Consider the following 17,992-nt stretch of genomic DNA (forward strand, 5'->3'; position numbering starts at 1 on the left):
CCAGTATTCCGTGTGTGCGTTCGAGGTGATCACGCGGTGCGGCGCAGCAGCGCCAGATACATCGCGTCGGTGCCGTGCAGATGCGGCCAGAGCTGGATGTCGGGGCCCGCGCCCAGGTCCGGGACGCCGGGCAGCAGCGGGCGCGCGTCCAGCCGCTCCGCGGCCGTCGTCCCCTCCTTGGCCAGCTCCCGCAGGACGTCGTCCACCACAGCACGGGTCTCGGCCAGGTGCGGCGAGCAGGTCACATACGCGACGACGCCCCCGACTCGGGCCGCCTCGAGCGCCTGACGCAGCAGCGCGCGCTGCAGCGGTGCGAAGCCCGCCAGGTCCTCCGGGCGCCGCCGCCAGCGCGCCTCGGGCCGGCGCCGCAGCGCCCCCAGCCCGGTGCAGGGCACGTCGACCAGCACCCGGTCGAAGCTGCCGGGCAGCCAGGCGGGGCGGGTCCCGTCCGCGGCGACCACGGCCCAGGGGCCCGGATTGCCCCGCAGGGCACGCTCCACGAGCCGGGCGCGGTGCGGCTGCTTCTCGGACGCGAGCAGTGCGGCGCCCCGCTCGGCCGCCAGCGCGCCCAGCAGCGCCGCCTTGCCGCCGGGGCCGGCGCACGCGTCCAGCCAGCGCGCGTCGGCGCCTTCCACGCGCGCCTCGGCCAGGGCCAGCGCCACGAGCTGGCTGCCCTCGTCCTGGACTCCGGCCCGGCCCTCGGCCACGGCCTCCAGCGCACCGGGCTCGCCGCCCTCGGCCAGCCGGACCGCGTATGGCGACCAGCGGCCTGGCACGGCCTCACCGGTGGCCCGTGCGGCGCTGTGCAGCTCCTCGGTGGTGGCCCGCCCGGGGCGGGCCACCAGGGTGACCTCGGGCCGTTCGTTGTCCGCCTCCAGCAGCGCGGTGATCTCCTCGCGTCCGCCGCCCAGCGCGTCCCACAGCGCGGAGACCACCCAGCGCGGGTGCGCGTACCGCAGTGCGAGGTGCTCCTCCGGGTCCTCGTCGTAGGGCGGTGCGACGCGCTCCAGCCAGCCGTCGAGGTCGTGCGCGGTCAGCCGCCGCAGCACCGCGTTGACGAACTTCGCCCGGCCGTCGCCCAGCACCACCCGGGCCAGCTCGACAGTGGCGCTCACGGCCGCGTGCTGCGGGATGCGGGTGCCGAGCAACTGGTGGGCGCCCAGCGAGAGGACGTCCAGCACCGGCGGGTCGACCTCGCGCAGCGGCCGGTCGACGCACTCGGCGATGATCGCGTCGTAGGTGCCCTGGCGGCGCAGCGTTCCGTAGACCAGTTCGGTGGCCAGCGCGGCGTCCCGCGCGTCCAGTCCGCCCTGTGCCGGGTCCTGCTCCCGGGCCTTGCGCAGCAGCGGCGGCAGGACGAGGTTCGCGTAGGCGTCCCGCTCGTCCACCGCGCGCAACGCCTCGAAGGCGAGGATGCGGACGGGATCCTTGCGGGGGCGCCGGTAGCGGTTGCCGCCCCGGCGGGGTCGAGTGCTCACAGGTGAAGGTGCTCCGCAAGATCAGGGTGTCGAGACCCCCACCCTACGGCCCGGCCGGGGAAAGGCGGCGACGGGTCGGTCACGGCCCCGGCCCGCCCGGTTCAGGAGTCCGGGGTGTCCGGGGCGTCGAAGCGGGCGCCCTGTTCGATGCGGGTGCCGCGGGCCCAGTCGGCGGCCCGCATCGGCTTCTTGCCCTGGGGCTGCACCCACTCCAGCTCCACGGGGTGCGAGCCCGTCCCGACGTGCACGGCGTTCTTGCCGACGCGCAGTTCACCGGGGGCGGGCGCGGCGGTTGCGGAGCCGGCGCCGCTGTCGGGCAGCAGCGAACGGACCTTCAGCCGCTCGCCGCGGAAGGCGGTCCAGGCGCCGGGCGCGGGCGAGCAGGCGCGCACCACCCGGTCGACGCGGAGCGCGGGCGCCGCCCAGTCGATCCGGGCGTCCTCCACGGAGATCTTCGGCGCCAGGGAGACGCCGTCCTGCGGCTGCGGCACCGCCTGCAACGTGCCGTCCTCGATCCCGTCCATGGTGGCGGCCAGCAGGCCGGCGCCGGCGAAGGCGAGCCGGGTCAGCAGGTCGCCGCTGGTGTCCCGGGACCGCACCTCCTCGGTCACCACCCCGTAGACCGGCCCCGAGTCCAGTCCTTCCTCGATGAGGAAGGTGCTGGCGCCGCTCATCTCGTCGCCGGCGAGCAGCGCGTGCTGCACGGGCGCGGCGCCGCGCCAGGCGGGCAGCAGCGAGAAGTGCAGGTTGACCCAGCCGCGGGCGGGCACGTCCAGCGCCACCCTGGGCAGCAGCGCGCCGTAGGCGACGACGGGGCAGCAGTCCGGCCCGATCTCGCGCAGCCTGGCCAGGAAGTCCTCGTCCCGGGGGCGTGCGGGCTTCAGCACCTCGATGCCCTCCTCCTCGGCACGCTGGGCCACGGGGCTGGGCACCAGCTTCCGGCCCCGTCCGGCGCGCGCGTCGGGCCGGGTGACGACGGCGGCGACCTCGTGCCGTGCGGAGGCGATCAGGGTGTCGAGCGCGGGGACGGCGACCTCGGGAGTGCCGGCGAAGACGAGCCTCATCAGTGGCGAACTACCTCTCACATGGGGAAAGACAGCACAGTTTACGGTCAGCGCGAGCCTGGCGCCCCGGGGGGCGTGCGGGCTTCCGCGCGCCCTGCCGGTACGACCTCCGCGCCCCCGGAGCGTGACCAGAGAGCCCATCGCGGCGTTGGTCAAGTCAGATTGACCGAACCGAGCGCCGCCCCGCCACCGCGCCGCGGCCTCGCTCCCCCCTCTTCCGCACAGCAAGCCATCCTATCCAGCTCCTCAGCTGAACACCCCCATGCCAACAGGTCCGAGAGGCTTCTTCATGGCCGACCACGCAACCCACGACGCCCAGGCGCGGGCCAGCCTGCATCTCCTGGTGCGGGACATCGAGCGGGTCCGCCGGCAGGTGGACGCGCTGCGCACGCTCACCGCGCAGTTGGGCAACGTCTACCGTCCGCGCCGCACCGGCCCGGCCGCGGGCTTCGTCGTCTACGGCCGCGCACCCGCGCCGACCGTCCGGCTCGCCCAGGAACTACGCGACAGCGTCGAGACCCTGGTGACGGCGGCGGTGGACTTCGACCGCTCACTCGGCTTCTCCTGGGACGCCGTGGGCTCGGCCCTGGGCGTCACCAAGCAGGCCGTACACCGCCGGTACGGCTCCAACCGGCGCGGCCCCGCGGCCGGCGCCCCGGAGAACGCCGAGGCTCCCGCACCGCCCCCGTCGTCCCCCTCGCCGGTGCCCCGGCAGTCCGAGGCCGTGCCCGCCGCCGCCCGGTCGCTCCCGACGGCGCCCGGTGGCTCTCCGGCGCACCGGTCGGCGCCGGTCCCCGCGGCCCGCTCGATCCCGCCGCAGCAGCCCCCCGCGCAGCAGCCGTACGAAGCCCGGCACGAACCGCGGCACGACGGACGCCAGGACGGCCGTCAGGACCCCTACCGGGAGGTGCGGCAGGAGCCACGTACGGGGGCACTGCCCGCTCCCCGCAACGGCTGACCAGGCGACGGGCCGAGCCCGTACGGCGCGCGCCGCCGCCGCGTGCCCGTACCGCGTCTCGGTCCGGTCGGACCCGGTCCCGCCGGGAGGGCTTCGCAGCCCCGCCGCGCCCCGCAGCACATCCGTACCCCGCCGCTGTCCGGTGCCGCCCGCACCGGACAGCGCGCCACGCCCGCACCGGTGTGCCGCCGCCGCGGGGCCGGCCCGACGGCGCGGCGCATGCCCGTCCGACACCGGCTGACCGGCTCCGCCGGGCCACAGCCCTCCCGCCCGGCGTCACCCGATGTCCAGCGGATCGATCCGCACCTGGGCGATCGGCCCCTCCCGGCGGGTCAGCCGGCCCACCTGCGCCGTCTTCAACGCCGCCGCCAGCGCTGCGCCACTGCCGCGCGGCACCCGCACCAACGCCCGCTCCCACTGCTCCCCCGGCGGCGGGTCCCCGGGGTTGCGTGGCCTTCCGGGCTCCAGCACCGGAAGGGGCACCGGGCCGAGCACCTGGGCGCCCTCGGGCAGCCCGGCGCCCTCGGCCGCGGCCAGCAGCCCGGCCACGGCCGCGGGCTGACCGGTGACCGCCGCCATCCGGGAAACCGGCGGAAAGCCCAGCTCAGCGCGATCGGCCAGCTCGCGCAGCGCATGTCCCGCCGGGTCCCAGCGCACCAGTGCCTGCACCGGCCGCACGGACTCCTCCGCGACCACCACCACCGTCCCGCCCTCACCCTGCGGCCGGACCAGCGAGGCGGCACCCAGCCAGCGGCGCAGCGCCTCCTCGCCCGCGCGGAGATCGGGGCGGCTCAGCAGCGCCCAGCCGTCGAGCAGCAGCGCGGCCGCGTACCCCTCGCCGCCCACCGGCACGGGCTCCGCGCCGGGAGTGGCGACGACCAGCGCGGGACGCCCCGGCACCGACTCCAGCACGTGGCTGCCGCCCGAGGTCCGCACCGGCACCGCGGGGAACGCCCGGCCCAGCTCCTCCGCCGTGCGGCGGGCGCCGATCACACTGCCGCGCAGCCGCGTCCCGGAGCACATCGGACAGCGCCACTGCGGGGTCTCCCGCGCGCACCAGCCGCACCGCAGCGCCGTGCCCTCCGCGGCCGCCTCCAGCGGGCCCGAGCAGTGCGCGCACCGGGCCGGCTCGCGGCACCGCTCGCAGACCAGCCGCGGAACATAGCCGCGGCGGGGCACCTGGACCAGCACCGGGCCGTGCTCCAGCGCGTCCCGCGCAGCACGCCAGGCCAGGCTCGGCAGCCGGGCACTGCGGGCTGCCGGATCGCGGCCGGCGTCGCCCTCGGCTGCCGTGCGGACCCGGGGCATGACGGCCCGCACGGTGTCCCGGTCGGCGGCCAGCGGCCGCGCGAAGCCCGATTCCACGAGCTGCGCGGCCTCCACCGTGCAGCCGTGCGCACCGAGCAGGAACGCCGCCTGCTCGGTCACCGCACGCTGGAGCAGCACCTCGCGGGCGTGCGGCTGCGGGGCCCGCTCCTCGCTGTGGTTGCTGTCGCCGTCCTCCCAGACGGCGGCGAGCCCCAGGCGGCGCACCGGAGCGAACATCGCCGCCCGGGTGCCGACGACGGCGCCCACCGCTCCGCGGCTGACCGCGAGCCACCGCCGGTAGCGCGGCTCGGGTCCGGCATCCGCGGTCAGCAGCACATGCTGCCCCTCGCCCACGAGCGTGGTCAGCGCCGCGTCCACCCGGGCCGCCGCCTTCCCGTCGGGCAGCACCGCGAGCGCCCCCCGGCCCGCGGCGAGGGCGGTGGCCATGGCGCGGGCCAGCTCGTCCGCCCAGCTCTGGGGGCCGGGCAGCGCGGTCCACACCGCACGGGGCGCGGCCTTCTCGGCGACGGCCCGCAGGAACGCGGGCCCCTCGGGATAGCGCGCCCACCCGCCGGGCTCCGGCGCCGCGGGGGCGGCCGGACGGCGCGGCGAGGGCTGCTTCTCCGCCCTGGCGCGGCGCGGCGGGACGGCGAGCTGGACGACATCGGCGAGCGATCCGGCGTACCGGTCGGCAACCGCCCGGCACAGCCCGAGCAGTTCGGGCGTGAGCACCGGTTCGGGCGAGAGCACCTGGGCGAGCGGGGCGAGCCGCCCGGTGAAGTCGGTGTCGGCCCGGCGTTCGACGATGAACCCGTTGATGAGGCCGCCGCCCTCGCGGCGGCCCTCCCGCTCCCCCGCGCCGAAGCGCACCCGGACCCGCACACCGGGCTGGGCCTCCTCGTCCATCGCGGCGGGAACGGCGTAGTCGAAGAACCGGTCGAGGTGCACCGGCCCCTTGTCGACCAGCACCCGCGCCACGGGAAGCCGCTCCGCCATCTCGGCACCCCGCCAGGTCCGCGGCTTGGCCCTCGGCTGCCTGGCCTTGCGCTCCCGCACGGTCTCCCGGATCAGCGCGAGCTGCTCCGGGGCATGCGGCTGACGCTCTCCTTCACCGCTGCCGTCGCCCCTGCTCACAGCCTCAGTCTCGCAAACGGCTCGGACAGCCGCCGCCCACCCGGCCGGCCCCGCGCCCCTCCGCCCGGCGGGGGCCGCGGACGGCCCCCCCTCGGGGTGACGGCCCCGGCTCCGGCCCGGACTGCCCGGACGGGTGACGGTCTCGGGCCGGTTCTGCGCCCCGGCCCGGCCGGGGTCCGGACACGCCGGAGGCCCGGCACCCCGCCAGCATGGGGTGCCGGGCCTCCGACGGTCGAACGGAGGGGATTTACTGACGATGCGGACGCGGCGGTGGGCTAGAGCCCGGCCGCCTTGCGCAGGGCGTCGACCCGGTCGGTGCGCTCCCAGGTGAAGTCGGGGAGCGCCCGGCCGAAGTGGCCGTAGGCGGCCGTCTGCGAGTAGATGGGGCGCAGCAGGTCGAGGTCGCGGATGATCGCGGCCGGACGGAGGTCGAAGACCTCGGAGATGGCCTGCTCGATCTTCTCGTGGTCCACCGCGGCGGTGCCGAAGGTCTCCACGAAGAGACCGACCGGCTCGGCCTTGCCGATGGCGTAGGCGACCTGCACCTCGCAGCGCGTGGCGAGGCGGGCGGCCACCACGTTCTTGGCGACCCAGCGCATCGCGTAGGCGGCGGAGCGGTCGACCTTGGAGGGGTCCTTGCCGGAGAAGGCGCCGCCACCGTGGCGGGCCATACCGCCGTAGGTGTCGATGATGATCTTCCGGCCGGTGAGTCCGGCGTCACCCATCGGGCCGCCGATCTCGAAGCGCCCGGTCGGGTTGACCAGCAGCCGGTAGCCCTCGGTCTCCAGCTTGATGCCCTCGTCCACCAGGGCCTTCAGCTCGGGCTCGACGACGAACTCGCGGATGTCGGGTGCGAGCAGCGAGTCGAGGTCGATGTCGGCTGCGTGCTGCGAGGAGACCACGACGGTGTCCAGCCGCACGGCCTTGTCGCCGTCGTACTCGATGGTCACCTGCGTCTTCCCGTCCGGGCGCAGGTAGGGGATCGTGCCGTTCTTGCGGACGGCGGAGAGCCGCTCCGAGAGCCGGTGCGCCAGGGTGATCGGCAGCGGCATGAACTCGGCGGTCTCGTCGCAGGCGTAGCCGAACATCAGGCCCTGGTCGCCGGCGCCCTGCTCGTCGAGTTCGTCCTCGTCGCCCTCGACGCGCTTCTCGTAGGCGGTGTCGACGCCCTGCGCGATGTCGGGCGACTGGGCGCCGATCGACTCCGAGACGCCGCAGGAGGCGCCGTCGAAGCCCTTCTTGGAGGAGTCGTAACCGATCTCGAGGACCTTGTTGCGCACGAGCGTCGAAATCGGGGCGTAGGCCTTGGTCGTCACCTCTCCGGCCACGTGCACGAGGCCGGTGGTGATCAGTGTCTCGACGGCGACCCTGGAGTGCGGGTCTTCCTTGAGGAGGGCGTCGAGGATGGTGTCGCTGATCTGGTCAGCGATCTTGTCAGGGTGACCCTCGGTCACAGATTCCGAGGTGAACAAGCGGCGCGACACATCGCTCCCTGGGGTTGCAGCGGCTGCTGGCTGAGCATGGGCGGACCGGTCGGGGGCTGCGCCCAAGCACGGTCCGCGGCCAGTTTATCCATCTCCACCCGCATCCAATCACGGACTCTCGAACTACGAGACGACCATGACCTGCTCGATCCGAACTCCAGGAGCACCGGAAGGGTACGGGAGATCTGGATATGTCAGGGTGTGTCGGACAGCGAAGACGCTGGTCAAGAGCGCCGTTCCAGCCGTGTTCGACGGCTTCCGGCCCACTCGGTCACCCTGTCGACATTTCCGGCGCCCCCGCGGCGGAAGCTCTGATTCCGCGTCCATTCCTCGGGACGGCTCCCGCGCCGTGCCGGACCGGGCCCCGGGCTCAGTCCCGGGGAAGCTCCGGGAGCCGCTCGGCGATCAGGTCCCAGACGGTATCCGCGAGCGCCTCCTTCGGCCCGTGCGGAACCGGCGTCTCGCTACCGTCGGTGCCCAGCACCACAGCCTCGTTCTCCTCCGAGCCGAAGGTCCTGCTCTCCCCCACCTCGTTGACGACCAGCAGGTCGCAGCCCTTGGCGGCGAGCTTGGCGCGGCCGTGCTCCAGCACCCGGTCCGTCTCGGCCGCGAAACCGACCACCACCTGACCCGGGCGGGGGCGATCCGCGGCGAGCCCGGCGAGGATGTCGGGGTTCCGGACCAGTGCCAGCGGCTCGGGCTCCTGGCCGGCCTTCTTCTTGATCTTCCCGGTGGCATAGCCGGCCGGGCGGAAGTCGGCGACCGCCGCGGCCATCACCACCGCGTCCGCGTCGGCGGCGGCCGCGGTCACGGCGGTCCGCAGCTCCTCCGCGCTGCCCACCCGCACCAGGTCCACGCCCGCGGGGTCCGGCAGCGCGCTGTTGGCGGAGACGAGCGTCACCCGCGCCCCGCGCGCCGCGGCGGTGCGGGCGAGCGCGTACCCCTGCTTGCCGGTGGAACGGTTACCCAGGAAGCGCACCGGGTCGAGCGGCTCGCGGGTGCCCCCCGCGCTGACGACGACATGGCGTCCCGCGAGGTCGGGGCCGGCTCCGGCCGCTCCGCGCCGCAGCACCCGCCGGCACACCTCGAAGAGCGCCTCCGGGTCCGGCAGCCGTCCCTTGCCGGTGTCCTTCCCGGTCAGCCGCCCGACGGCGGGCTCGACGACCAGCGCGCCGCGACGCCGCAGCGTGGCGACGTTCTCCCGGGTGGCGGGGTGCTCCCACATCTCGGTGTGCATCGCGGGGGCGAAGACGACGGGGCAGCGCGCGGTGAGCAGGGTGTTGGTGAGCAGGTCGTCGGCGAGTCCGTGCGCCGCCTTGGCCAGCAGGTCCGCGGTCGCGGGGGCGACGACGACGAGGTCGGCGCCCTGGCCGATCCGTACGTGCGGCACCTCGTGCACCGTGTCCCACACCTCGGTGGCCACCGGGTGGCCGGTCAGCGCCGACCAGGTGGCGGCGCCGACGAAGTGCAGCGCGGAGGCGGTGGGCACCGCCCGCACGTCGTGCCCGCTCTCGGTGAGCCGCCGGGCCAGCTCGCAGGCCTTGTAGGCGGCGATGCCGCCGCTCACTCCCAGTACCACCCTCGGCTTGCCGGCTGCCGGCCGGCCGTCCCGCTGCTGCGTCACTCGTCTCTCCCCACATGCCCGTACACGTGCCGCTACGCCCTTATGACACACCAGGGGCCCGGCAGCCGCGCTGCCGGGCCCCTGGTGGAAGTGGTGCCGACCGGCTACGGGACGACCGGCGGAGCCTCCACGGGCTCGGAGGTGAGAAGTCCGGCGTTGATCTCGCGGAGCGCGATGGACAGCGGCTTCTCGTGCACGTGGGTGTCCACCAGCGGGCCGACGTACTCGAGGAGGCCCTCACCGAGCTGGGAGTAGTACGCGTTGATCTGACGCGCGCGCTTGGCGGCGTAGATGACGAGGCTGTACTTCGAGTCGGTGGCCTCGAGCAGCTCATCAATCGGCGGGTTGATGATGCCCTCGGGCGTGGTGATGGAAGAGGACACTCTCTGCCTTCCGAAGGGTGGATGGAGCGGGAATCGACGCACGGGCAGCGCGCCGGGCGCGCTGGAGGTCAGCCGATACGCATCAAGGCTAGCAGCTCGGCGCCTACCTCCTCGACGGAGGTGTTGACCAGGGTCCGGTCGAACTCGGCCTCGGCCGCCAGCTCGGTGCGGGCCGCCTCCAGCCGCCGCTCGATGACCTCGGGCGCCTCGGTGCCCCGGCCGGTCAGCCTCCTGACCAGCTCCTCCCAGCTCGGAGGGGCCAGGAAGACGAGCTGCGCCTCGGGCATGGACTCCTGGACGAGCCGGGCGCCCTGCAGGTCGATCTCCAGCAGGACGGGCTCCCCCCGTTCGAGGTGCTCCAGTACCGCTCCCCGGGGGGTGCCGTAGCGGTTGCCCGCGAACTCCGCCCATTCGAGCAGGTCGCCGTTGGCGATCAGCTTGTCGAACTCCTCGTCGTCCACGAAGAAGTACTGCACGCCGTGCCGCTCGCCCGGACGAGGCCTGCGGGTGGTGGCGGAGACGGAGAGCCAGACCTCTGGGTGCGCCTTGCGCAGGTGTGCGACGACCGTGCTCTTGCCGACCCCGGAGGGGCCGGAGAGCACGGTCAGTCGCGATGTGCCGACCGGGGGTGCCGGGGTCTCCCCCCGGGGAACTGCAGAACTCATGCAGCGATTATCCCGGTTTACGGGAGTGCCCGGGACCTCAGGCGTTGGCGCCGCCGAACTCGCGCTCCAGCGCGGCGATCTGGTTGGACCCCAGACCGCGCACCCGGCGGCTCTCGGAGATTCCCAGTCGCTCCATGATCTGCTTGGCGCGGACCTTGCCGACGCCGGGCAGGGACTCCAGAAGCGCGGAGACCTTCATCTTGCCGATCACGTCGTTTTCCTGGCCCTGCTTGATGACCTCGTGCAGGGATGCGCCGGAGTGCTTGAGCCGGTTCTTGACCTCGGCGCGCTCCCGGCGAGCCGCGGCGGCCTTTTCGAGCGCGGCTGCGCGCTGTTCAGGGGTAAGGGGCGGAAGAGCCACGCCTGCGTCACCTCGGATGTCGAACTGTCGGATACGGATCGGTGAGGAACCTAGTAGGCCCACACCTGCGGAGCAACGAGCAACGCGCCTGTTGGCGGTGCTCTGGACGGAGACTAGCGGGCATGAGCCCCGGAGTCAGCGAGAACAGACGAAAAGTCCAGGTCAGCCTCTGCCGACCTGGACTTTTCGGGACATACTTGGTGCGTTTTCAGCTCTCAGCGTGGGATCTTGGACGCCGCGCGGCCCACAGCGGACCCGGACCCGGCACGGAAAGCGACGCGATCCGGCGCGCGGACGGCCCCGGAACCACGACGGCTCAGGTCACGGCGGTGCGGACCGCGTCCGCGAACGCCGTCGCGGAATCTCTCAGTCCGGTTTCGTCGGGGCCGTTCCGGAGCACACCGCGGCTGACGCTCGGCACCACGTTGCGGACCGCGTCCCCGAAGACCGCGGGCAGGTCCGCCGGGGTCGCCCCCTGCGCACCGATGCCCGGCGCGAGCAGCGGGCCGTTCACCGCCAGGTCGAACGCCGACAGATCACCGAGCGTGGCGCCGACCACCGCGCCGAAGGAGCCCAGCGGCTCGGCGCCCGCGTTCCGCTCCGCCAGCCGGCGCAGCACCGTCGCCGCGACCGTGGAGCCGCCCTCGCCGACCGCACGCTGCACCTCCCGCCCCTCCGGGTTGGAGGTGAGCGCCAGCACGAAGAGCCCCGCGCCGCTCGCCGCGGCCGCCTCGGCGGCCGGCGCGAGCGCGTCGAAGCCCAGGTAGGGGCTCACGGTGAGCGCGTCGGAGAAGAGCGGGCTGCCCGGATCGAGGTAGGCAGCGGCGTAGGCGTCCATGGTGGAGCCGATGTCCCCGCGCTTGGCGTCCATCACGACCAGCGCCCCGGCCCCCCGGGCCTCGGCCACCGTGCGCTCCAGTACGGCGACGCCGCGCGAGCCGAAGCGCTCGTAGAACGCCGACTGCGGCTTGAGCACGGCCACCCGGTCGGCCAGCGCCGCCACGACGGTGCGGCTGAACCGCTCCAGCCCGGCGACGTCGTCCGCCAGGCCCCAGGCGTGCAGCAGAGAGGCGTGCGGGTCGATCCCCACGCACAGCGGCCCCCGGCTGTCCATGGCGCAGCGCAGCCGCGCCCCGAAGGGCTCCGGGGCCCCGGAGCTCCCCGCGGTCGTCCCCTGAGCTGTCATGCGGCACCCTCCTGGCTGCGGTGTTCGGCGCCGACGGCCTCGGCGAGGGTCGTGTACGGGCTGGCCGCCAGCAGCCGGGCCAGTCCCCGGTGCATCCGGCGCATCCAGAACGGGCCCTCGTACAGGAACGCCGTGTACCCCTGCACCAGGGTGGCGCCCGCCAGAATGCGGCGCCAGGCGTCCTCGGCGGTGCCGACACCGCCGACACCGACCAGCACGAGCCGGTCCCCGACCCGGGAGTACAGCCGCCGCAGCACCTCCAGCGAGCGGTCGGCGACCGGTGCGCCGGACAGCCCGCCGGTCTCGGCCGCCAGCTGAGGGGCGCAGGTGAGGCCGAGCCCGTCCCGGGCGACGGTGGTGTTGGTCGCGATGATCCCTTCCAGGCCCAGCTCGACGGCCAGGTCGGCGACGGCGTCGACGTCCTCGTCCGCCAGGTCGGGGGCGATCTTGACCAGCAGCGGGACGCGGCGCGCGGGCACGGCGCGGCCGGCCGCCTCCCGTACGGCGGTCAGCAGCGGCCGCAGGTGTTCGGTGGCCTGGAGGTCGCGCAGGCCGGGGGTGTTGGGCGAGGAGACGTTGACGACAAGGTAGTCGGCGTGCGGCGCCAGCGCCTCGGTGGAGGTGACGTAGTCGGCGACCGCCTCGGACTCCGGCACGGCCTTCGTCTTGCCGATGTTGACGCCCAGGGTCGGGCGGAAAACGGGTTCCCGGGCGGCCAGCCGCGCCGCGACGGCGGCCGCGCCCTCGTTGTTGAAGCCCATCCGGTTGATCAGCGCGCGGTCCTCGACGAGGCGGAACAGCCGCTTCTTCGGGTTTCCCGGCTGGGCACTGCCGGTGACGGTACCGACCTCGACGTGGTCGAAGCCGAGCATGGCGAGCCCGTCGATCCCCTCCGCGTTCTTGTCGAACCCGGCGGCGAGGCCGAACGGGCCGTGCATGCGGCGGCCCAGCGCCTCGACGCGGAGGCGCCGGTCGCGCGGGGCGAGTGCCGCTGCCGTGAAGGTGCGGAGCACGGGGGTGGCCGCCGCCCTGCGGATCCAGGAGAAGGCCAGGTGGTGGGCCCGCTCGGGGTCCATGCGGCAGAAGACGGTACGGAAGAGGAGTCTGTACATGTGGGAGGGGTTCCTGTGAGGGGAGCCGGCCGGCCCGCCCGTCCCGCCCCGGGGCCGTGCGGGCGGCGGCGCCGGGCCGCCCGGACGCGGGGGTCCGGGCGGGGTCCGGCTCGGCGGGCGCCGCCGGGGCTCCGGGGGCTCCGGAGGGGGACGGGCGGGGCCGGGGTCAGCTCCTGCGGGAGGCGACCAGGTGCCGGGCGTGCTCCTGCAGCGAGCGCACACTGACCTCGTCGCGGGCCATCGCGTCGATGCCCTGCACGGCGGCGGCCAGCGCCTGCACGGTCGTCAGGCAGGGCACCGCCCGGGCGACGGCCGCCGTGCGGATGTCGTAGCCGTCCAGCCGGCCGCCCGTGCCGTACGGGGTGTTGACGATCAGGTCCACCTCGCCGTCGTGGATGAGCTGCACGATGGTCGGCTCCCCGGCCGGGCCGGTGCCCTGGCTCTGCTTGCGGACGACGGTGGCGTTGATCCCGTTGCGCTTGAGAACCTCCGCGGTACCGGAGGTCGCCAGCAGCTCGAATCCCATGGCCACCAGCTCCCGCGCCGGGAAGATCAGCGAACGCTTGTCGCGGTTGGCGACCGAGACGAACGCCCGGCCCTTGCCCGGCAGGGCTCCGTACGCGCCGGCCTGGGACTTGGCGTAGGCGGTGCCGAACACCGAGTCGATGCCCATCACCTCGCCGGTCGAGCGCATCTCCGGACCCAGCACGGTGTCCACGCCGCGGCCCTGCACATCGCGGAACCTGCTCCAGGGCATGACCGCCTCCTTGACGGAGATCGGCGCGTCCAGCGGCAGGTCGCCGCCGTCGCCCTCGGCGGGCAGCAGGCCCTCGGCGCGCAGCTCGGCGAGGGTGGCGCCCAGCGACACCCGGGCCGCGGCCTTCGCGAGCGGGACGGCGGTGGCCTTGGAGGTGAACGGCACGGTGCGGGAGGCGCGCGGATTGGCCTCCAGCACGTAGAGGATGTCGCCGGCCATCGCGAACTGGATGTTGATCAGTCCCCGCACCCCGACCCCGCGGGCGATGGCCTCGGTGGAGGCGCGCAGCCGCTTGATGTCGTAGCCGCCGAGGGTGATCGGGGGCAGCGCGCAGGCGGAGTCGCCGGAGTGGATGCCGGCCTCCTCGATGTGCTCCATGACGCCGCCGAGGTAGAGCTCGTGGCCGTCGTAGAGGGCGTCCACGTCGATCTCGATGGCGTCGTCGAGGAACCGGTCGATGAGGACCGGGTGCTGCTCGATCAGCCCGGCGTGCCGCTCCAGGTAGGACTCCAGCGAGGCCTCGTCGTAGACGATCTCCATGCCGCGGCCGCCCAGCACGTAGGAGGGGCGGACCATGACGGGGTAGCCGATCTCGGCGGCGATGCCCTTGGCCTGCTCGAAGGAGAAGGCGGTGCCGTACTTGGGGGCGGGCAGCCCGGCCTCGGTGAGCACCCGGCCGAACGCGCCGCGCTCCTCGGCCAGCTCGATGGCCTCCGGCGAGGTGCCGACGATGGGCACACCGTTGTCCTTGAGCGCCTGGGCGAGACCCAGCGGGGTCTGGCCGCCCAGCTGGACGAGCACCCCGGCGACCGGGCCCGCCTGCTGTTCGGCGTGGACGACCTCCAGGACGTCCTCCAGGGTGAGCGGCTCGAAGTAGAGCCGGTCGGAGGTGTCGTAGTCGGTGGAGACGGTCTCCGGGTTGCAGTTGACCATCACGGTCTCGTACCCGGCGTCGCCCAGCGCGAAGGAGGCGTGGACGCACGAGTAGTCGAACTCGATGCCCTGGCCGATGCGGTTGGGCCCGGAGCCGAGGATGATCACCGCGGGCTTCTCGCGGGGTGCGACCTCGCTCTCCTCGTCGTAGGAGGAGTAGAAGTACGGCGTGCGGGCTGCGAACTCGGCCGCGCAGGTGTCCACGGTCTTGTAGACCGGGCGGATGCCCAGCGCGTGCCGCACCTCGCGCACCACGTCCTCGCGCAGCGAGCGGACGGCGCCGATCTGCGCGTCCGAGAAGCCGTGCCGCTTCGCCTCTGCGAACATCGCCGGGCTCAGTTCGGGAGCCGCGGCGATCTCGTCGGCCGTCTCCTTGACGAGGAAGAGCTGGTCGATGAACCAGGGGTCGATCTTCGTCGCGTCGAAGACCTCCTGCGGGGTGGCGCCGGCCCGGATGGCGGCCATCACGGTGTTGATCCGGCCGTCGGTGGGACGCTCGGCCTCGACGAGCAGCTCGGCCTTGTCGCCGAGCTCGGCGACCGGGGTGGCGAAGTCGAACTGGCTGTCCTTCTTCTCCAGCGAGCGCAGCGCCTTGTTCAGCGCCTCGGTGAAGTTCCGGCCGATGGCCATGGCCTCGCCGACCGACTTCATGGTGGTGGTCAGCCGGGAGTCCGCGGCGGGGAACTTCTCGAAGGCGAACCGGGGGGCCTTGACCACGACGTAGTCGAGCGTGGGCTCGAAGGAGGCCGGGGTCTCCTCGGTGATGTCGTTGGGGATCTCGTCCAGCGTGTAGCCCACCGCGAGCTTCGCGGCGATCTTCGCGATGGGGAATCCGGTGGCCTTGGAGGCGAGCGCCGAGGACCGGGAGACCCGCGGGTTCATCTCGATGACGACGATGCGGCCGTCGGCGGGGTTGACGGCGAACTGGATGTTGCAGCCGCCGGTGTCCACGCCGACCTCGCGAATGACCGCGATCCCGATGTCCCGGAGGATCTGGTACTCGCGGTCGGTGAGCGTCATGGCGGGCGCGACCGTGATCGAGTCGCCGGTGTGCACACCCATCGGGTCGAAGTTCTCGATGGAGCAGACGACCACGACGTTGTCGTTGTGGTCGCGCATCAGCTCCAGCTCGTACTCCTTCCAGCCGAGGATGGACTCCTCCAGGAGCACCTCGGTGGTGGGCGAGAGGGTCAGGCCCTGTCCGGCGATGCGCCGCAGCTCCTCCTCGTCGTGGGCGAAGCCGGAGCCGGCGCCGCCCATGGTGAAGGAGGGGCGTACGACGACCGGGTAGCCGCCGAGCTCCTCGACGCCGCTCAGCACGTCGTCCATCGAGTGGCAGATGTAGGAGCGCGCGGACTCGCCGTGCCCGATCTTGCCGCGGACGGCCTCGACGACCTCCTTGAACCGGTCGCGGTCCTCGCCCTTGTTGATGGCCTCGACGTTGGCGCCGATCAGCTCGACACCGTGGGCGTCCAGGGTGCCCGCCTCGTGCAGGGAGATCGCGGTGTTGAGCGCCGTCTGGCCGCCGAGGGTGGGCAGCAGCGCGTCGGGGCGCTCCTTGGCGATGATCTTCTCGACGAAGTCGGGAGTGATCGGCTCGACGTAGGTGGCGTCGGCGATCTCCGGGTCGGTCATGATCGTGGCCGGGTTGGAGTTGACCAGGATCACGCGCAGGCCCTCGGCCTTGAGCACGCGGCACGCCTGGGTGCCGGAGTAGTCGAACTCGGCGGCCTGCCCGATGACGATCGGTCCCGAGCCGATGACCAGGACGGACTGGATATCGGTGCGCTTAGGCACGCTGGTCCTCCATGAGCTTGACGAAGCGGTCGAACAGGTAGGCGGCGTCGTGCGGTCCCGCTGCCGCTTCGGGGTGGTACTGGACGCTGAAGACGGGCCGGTCCAGGAGCCGCAGCCCCTCGACCACGCCGTCGTTCAGGCAGACGTGCGAGACCTCGGCACGTCCGTAGGGGGTCTCGGTGACGCGGTCGAGCGGCGCGTCCACGGCGAAGCCGTGGTTGTGCGCGGTGACCTCGACCTTGCCGGTCGTCCGGTCCTGGACGGGCTGGTTGATCCCGCGGTGGCCGTACTTGAGCTTGAACGTGCCGAACCCGAGGGCGCGGCCGAGGATCTGGTTGCCGAAGCAGATGCCGAACAGCGGGGTGCCGCGGTCCAGGACCTCGCGCATCAGGGCCACCGGGTGCTCGGCGGTGGCCGGGTCGCCGGGGCCGTTGGAGAAGAAGACGCCGTCGGGCGCCACTGCGTAGACGTCCTCGGCCGTGGCGGTGGCGGGGAGCACATGCACCTCCGCACCGCGCTCGGCCATCCGGTGCGGGGTCATGCCCTTGATGCCGAGGTCGACCGCCGCCACGGTGAAGCGCTTCTCACCGACCGCGGGGACCACGTACGCCTGCCGGGTCGCGACCTCGCCGGCGAGGTCGGCGCCCTTCATCGCGGGTGCCTCCCGCACCCGGGCCAGCAGCTTCTCCTCGCCGTCCGCGCAGGCCCCGCCGGAGAAGATCCCGACGCGCATGGCGCCGCGCTCGCGCAGGTGGCGGGTGAGGGCGCGGGTGTCGACACCGCTGATGCCCACCACACCCTGGTCGCGCAGCTCCTGGTCCAGGGTGCGGGTGGCACGCCAGTTGGAGGGGGTGCGCGCGGGGTCGCGGACGACGTAGCCGGCCACCCAGATGCGGGCCGACTCGGGGTCCTCGTCGTTGACGCCGGTGTTGCCGACGTGCGGGGCCGTCATGACGACGACCTGGCGGTGGTAGGAGGGGTCGGTGAGGGTCTCCTGGTACCCGGTCATCCCGGTGGAGAACACGGCTTCGCCGAGGGTCTCGCCCACGGCCCCGTAGGCGCGCCCGCGGAAGGTGCGGCCGTCCTCCAGGACGAGAAGGGCGGGTTCCGCCGTGGTTCCGGTCGCTCCCCTGGTGGAGGTCGTCATCATGCGCCTTCCTTGTGCTGCTGCATTGCCGCGACGCCGTTGTCGCCGCACATTGCGTTGATCTTCTCGACCCACCGGGCCTGCTCGGCCGAGTGGTCGAGGCGGAATCCGGAGTCCAGTCGCCGTCCGCCGTGCTCCCAGGTGACGACCAGCAGGCCGCCCTCGGTGAGCACCTTGCCGGCGATGCCGGTGTCGAGGCGGGCGCCGCGCAGCCGGTCGGCGGGGACGAAGAAGTCCTGCGCCGCGGGCCGGCGGGCGTCCAGTCCCCGCGGGCTGAGCGTCAGCTCGGCGCGGCTGCGGGTGCCCAGGCCGTGCGCGACGATCCGGTCGAGCCACTGGCCCGCGCTCGTGGAGCCGTGGTAGCGGCCGGTGCCGGTCAGCAGCGGCTCGCCGGTGTCCTCGGGCGGCTGCGGCAGCTCCGGCAGGTCGCTCTGAAGGGTGCCGCGCCACTTCCAGCCCTGCCGCATCAGCCAGTAGAGGAGCGCGATGAACAGGACGAGACCCACGACCCAGCCGATCCGGGCGGCCCAGTCGGTGACCTGCTGTGACTTCTGCTCGGCGGCGAGGCCGAGCAGGGGGAGGTTGGTTGTTGCACTCACAC

14 protein-coding genes are annotated in these 17,992 nt (G+C 73.6%); 1 reads left to right on the plus strand and 13 read right to left on the minus strand.

What is annotated here, in order from left to right; translation table 11 throughout:
- Nucleotides 1-29: 29 nt before the first annotated feature.
- Together ACFYMO_RS18905 and fmt are read right to left on the minus strand one after the other, a co-directional pair.
- Nucleotides 30-1,478 carry an RsmB/NOP family class I SAM-dependent RNA methyltransferase gene (locus ACFYMO_RS18905; RefSeq protein WP_388547536.1) on the minus strand — a complete coding sequence of 483 codons (1,449 nt, stop codon included), beginning with the start codon at nucleotides 1,476-1,478 and terminating at the stop codon, nucleotides 30-32.
- A gap of 101 nt (nucleotides 1,479-1,579) precedes the next feature.
- Nucleotides 1,580-2,542, minus strand: coding sequence for a methionyl-tRNA formyltransferase (fmt, locus tag ACFYMO_RS18910; RefSeq protein WP_366771967.1), 963 nt, complete (start codon nucleotides 2,540-2,542; stop codon nucleotides 1,580-1,582).
- A gap of 289 nt (nucleotides 2,543-2,831) precedes the next feature.
- Here fmt and ACFYMO_RS18915 point away from each other — a divergent pair, with 289 nt between their 5' ends.
- Nucleotides 2,832-3,500, plus strand: a complete 669-nt coding sequence (locus ACFYMO_RS18915; RefSeq protein ID WP_366771968.1) for a hypothetical protein — start codon at nucleotides 2,832-2,834, stop codon at nucleotides 3,498-3,500.
- 276 nt (nucleotides 3,501-3,776) lie between these two features.
- Here the strand turns inward: ACFYMO_RS18915 and ACFYMO_RS18920 are convergent, their stop codons facing one another.
- The 11 genes from ACFYMO_RS18920 to ACFYMO_RS18970 form a co-directional block, all read right to left on the minus strand.
- Nucleotides 3,777-5,942 carry a primosomal protein N' gene (locus ACFYMO_RS18920; protein ID WP_366771969.1) on the minus strand — a complete coding sequence of 722 codons (2,166 nt, stop codon included), beginning with the start codon at nucleotides 5,940-5,942 and terminating at the stop codon, nucleotides 3,777-3,779.
- 275 nt (nucleotides 5,943-6,217) lie between these two features.
- Entirely contained in the window at nucleotides 6,218-7,426 is a 1,209-nt protein-coding gene (gene metK, locus ACFYMO_RS18925) for a methionine adenosyltransferase (RefSeq protein ID WP_026004561.1), read from the minus strand.
- A 370-nt stretch (nucleotides 7,427-7,796) separates the two neighbouring features.
- Nucleotides 7,797-9,050 carry a bifunctional phosphopantothenoylcysteine decarboxylase/phosphopantothenate--cysteine ligase CoaBC gene (gene coaBC / locus ACFYMO_RS18930; RefSeq protein WP_388547541.1) on the minus strand — a complete coding sequence of 418 codons (1,254 nt, stop codon included), beginning with the start codon at nucleotides 9,048-9,050 and terminating at the stop codon, nucleotides 7,797-7,799.
- A 104-nt stretch (nucleotides 9,051-9,154) separates the two neighbouring features.
- Complete coding sequence (rpoZ, locus tag ACFYMO_RS18935) at nucleotides 9,155-9,433, minus strand: DNA-directed RNA polymerase subunit omega (protein WP_019356160.1); 279 nt, start codon at nucleotides 9,431-9,433, stop codon at nucleotides 9,155-9,157.
- Between the two features lie 68 nt (nucleotides 9,434-9,501).
- On the minus strand, nucleotides 9,502-10,098 hold the full coding sequence (gmk, locus tag ACFYMO_RS18940; protein ID WP_388547545.1) for a guanylate kinase: 597 nt from the start codon (nucleotides 10,096-10,098) through the stop codon (nucleotides 9,502-9,504).
- A gap of 37 nt (nucleotides 10,099-10,135) precedes the next feature.
- Nucleotides 10,136-10,459 (minus strand): integration host factor, encoded by a 324-nt coding sequence (locus tag ACFYMO_RS18945; RefSeq protein WP_019356158.1) that lies wholly within the window; start codon nucleotides 10,457-10,459, stop codon nucleotides 10,136-10,138.
- Between the two features lie 316 nt (nucleotides 10,460-10,775).
- Entirely contained in the window at nucleotides 10,776-11,645 is an 870-nt protein-coding gene (pyrF, locus tag ACFYMO_RS18950; protein ID WP_388547549.1) for an orotidine-5'-phosphate decarboxylase, read from the minus strand.
- The gene (locus tag ACFYMO_RS18955; protein WP_366771973.1) at nucleotides 11,642-12,757 is read right to left on the minus strand and encodes a quinone-dependent dihydroorotate dehydrogenase; all 1,116 of its coding nucleotides are present in this window, start codon (nucleotides 12,755-12,757) and stop codon (nucleotides 11,642-11,644) included. The genes pyrF and ACFYMO_RS18955 overlap by 4 nt, the downstream gene beginning before the upstream one ends.
- Before the next feature lie 166 nt (nucleotides 12,758-12,923).
- A complete protein-coding gene (gene carB / locus ACFYMO_RS18960; protein ID WP_388547553.1) occupies nucleotides 12,924-16,244 on the minus strand; it encodes a carbamoyl-phosphate synthase large subunit in 3,321 nt (1,106 codons plus the stop codon).
- Nucleotides 16,237-17,391, minus strand: coding sequence for a glutamine-hydrolyzing carbamoyl-phosphate synthase small subunit (gene carA / locus ACFYMO_RS18965; RefSeq protein WP_366772047.1), 1,155 nt, complete (start codon nucleotides 17,389-17,391; stop codon nucleotides 16,237-16,239). The genes carB and carA overlap by 8 nt, the downstream gene beginning before the upstream one ends.
- The gene (locus ACFYMO_RS18970; protein ID WP_366771975.1) at nucleotides 17,391-17,990 is read right to left on the minus strand and encodes a hypothetical protein; all 600 of its coding nucleotides are present in this window, start codon (nucleotides 17,988-17,990) and stop codon (nucleotides 17,391-17,393) included. Before ACFYMO_RS18970 ends, carA begins: the two co-directional genes overlap by 1 nt.
- Between the last annotated feature and the right edge of the window lie 2 nt (nucleotides 17,991-17,992).

It is taken from the genome of Streptomyces sp. NPDC007025, assembly GCF_042869455.1.
GTDB lineage: Bacteria > Actinomycetota > Actinomycetes > Streptomycetales > Streptomycetaceae > Streptomyces.

Bases quoted from the DNA above. Each gene is read 5' to 3' on its own strand.
- fmt (WP_366771967.1), bottom strand. From the start codon at position 2,542: ATGAGGCTCGTCTTCGCCGGCACTCCCGAGGTCGCCGTCCCCGCGCTC.
- ACFYMO_RS18915 (WP_366771968.1), top strand. From the start codon at position 2,832: ATGGCCGACCACGCAACCCACGACGCCCAGGCGCGGGCCAGCCTGCAT.
- gmk (WP_388547545.1), bottom strand. From the start codon at position 10,098: ATGAGTTCTGCAGTTCCCCGGGGGGAGACCCCGGCACCCCCGGTCGGC.
- pyrF (WP_388547549.1), bottom strand. From the start codon at position 11,645: ATGACAGCTCAGGGGACGACCGCGGGGAGCTCCGGGGCCCCGGAGCCC.
- ACFYMO_RS18955 (WP_366771973.1), bottom strand. From the start codon at position 12,757: ATGTACAGACTCCTCTTCCGTACCGTCTTCTGCCGCATGGACCCCGAG.
- carA (WP_366772047.1), bottom strand. From the start codon at position 17,391: ATGACGACCTCCACCAGGGGAGCGACCGGAACCACGGCGGAACCCGCC.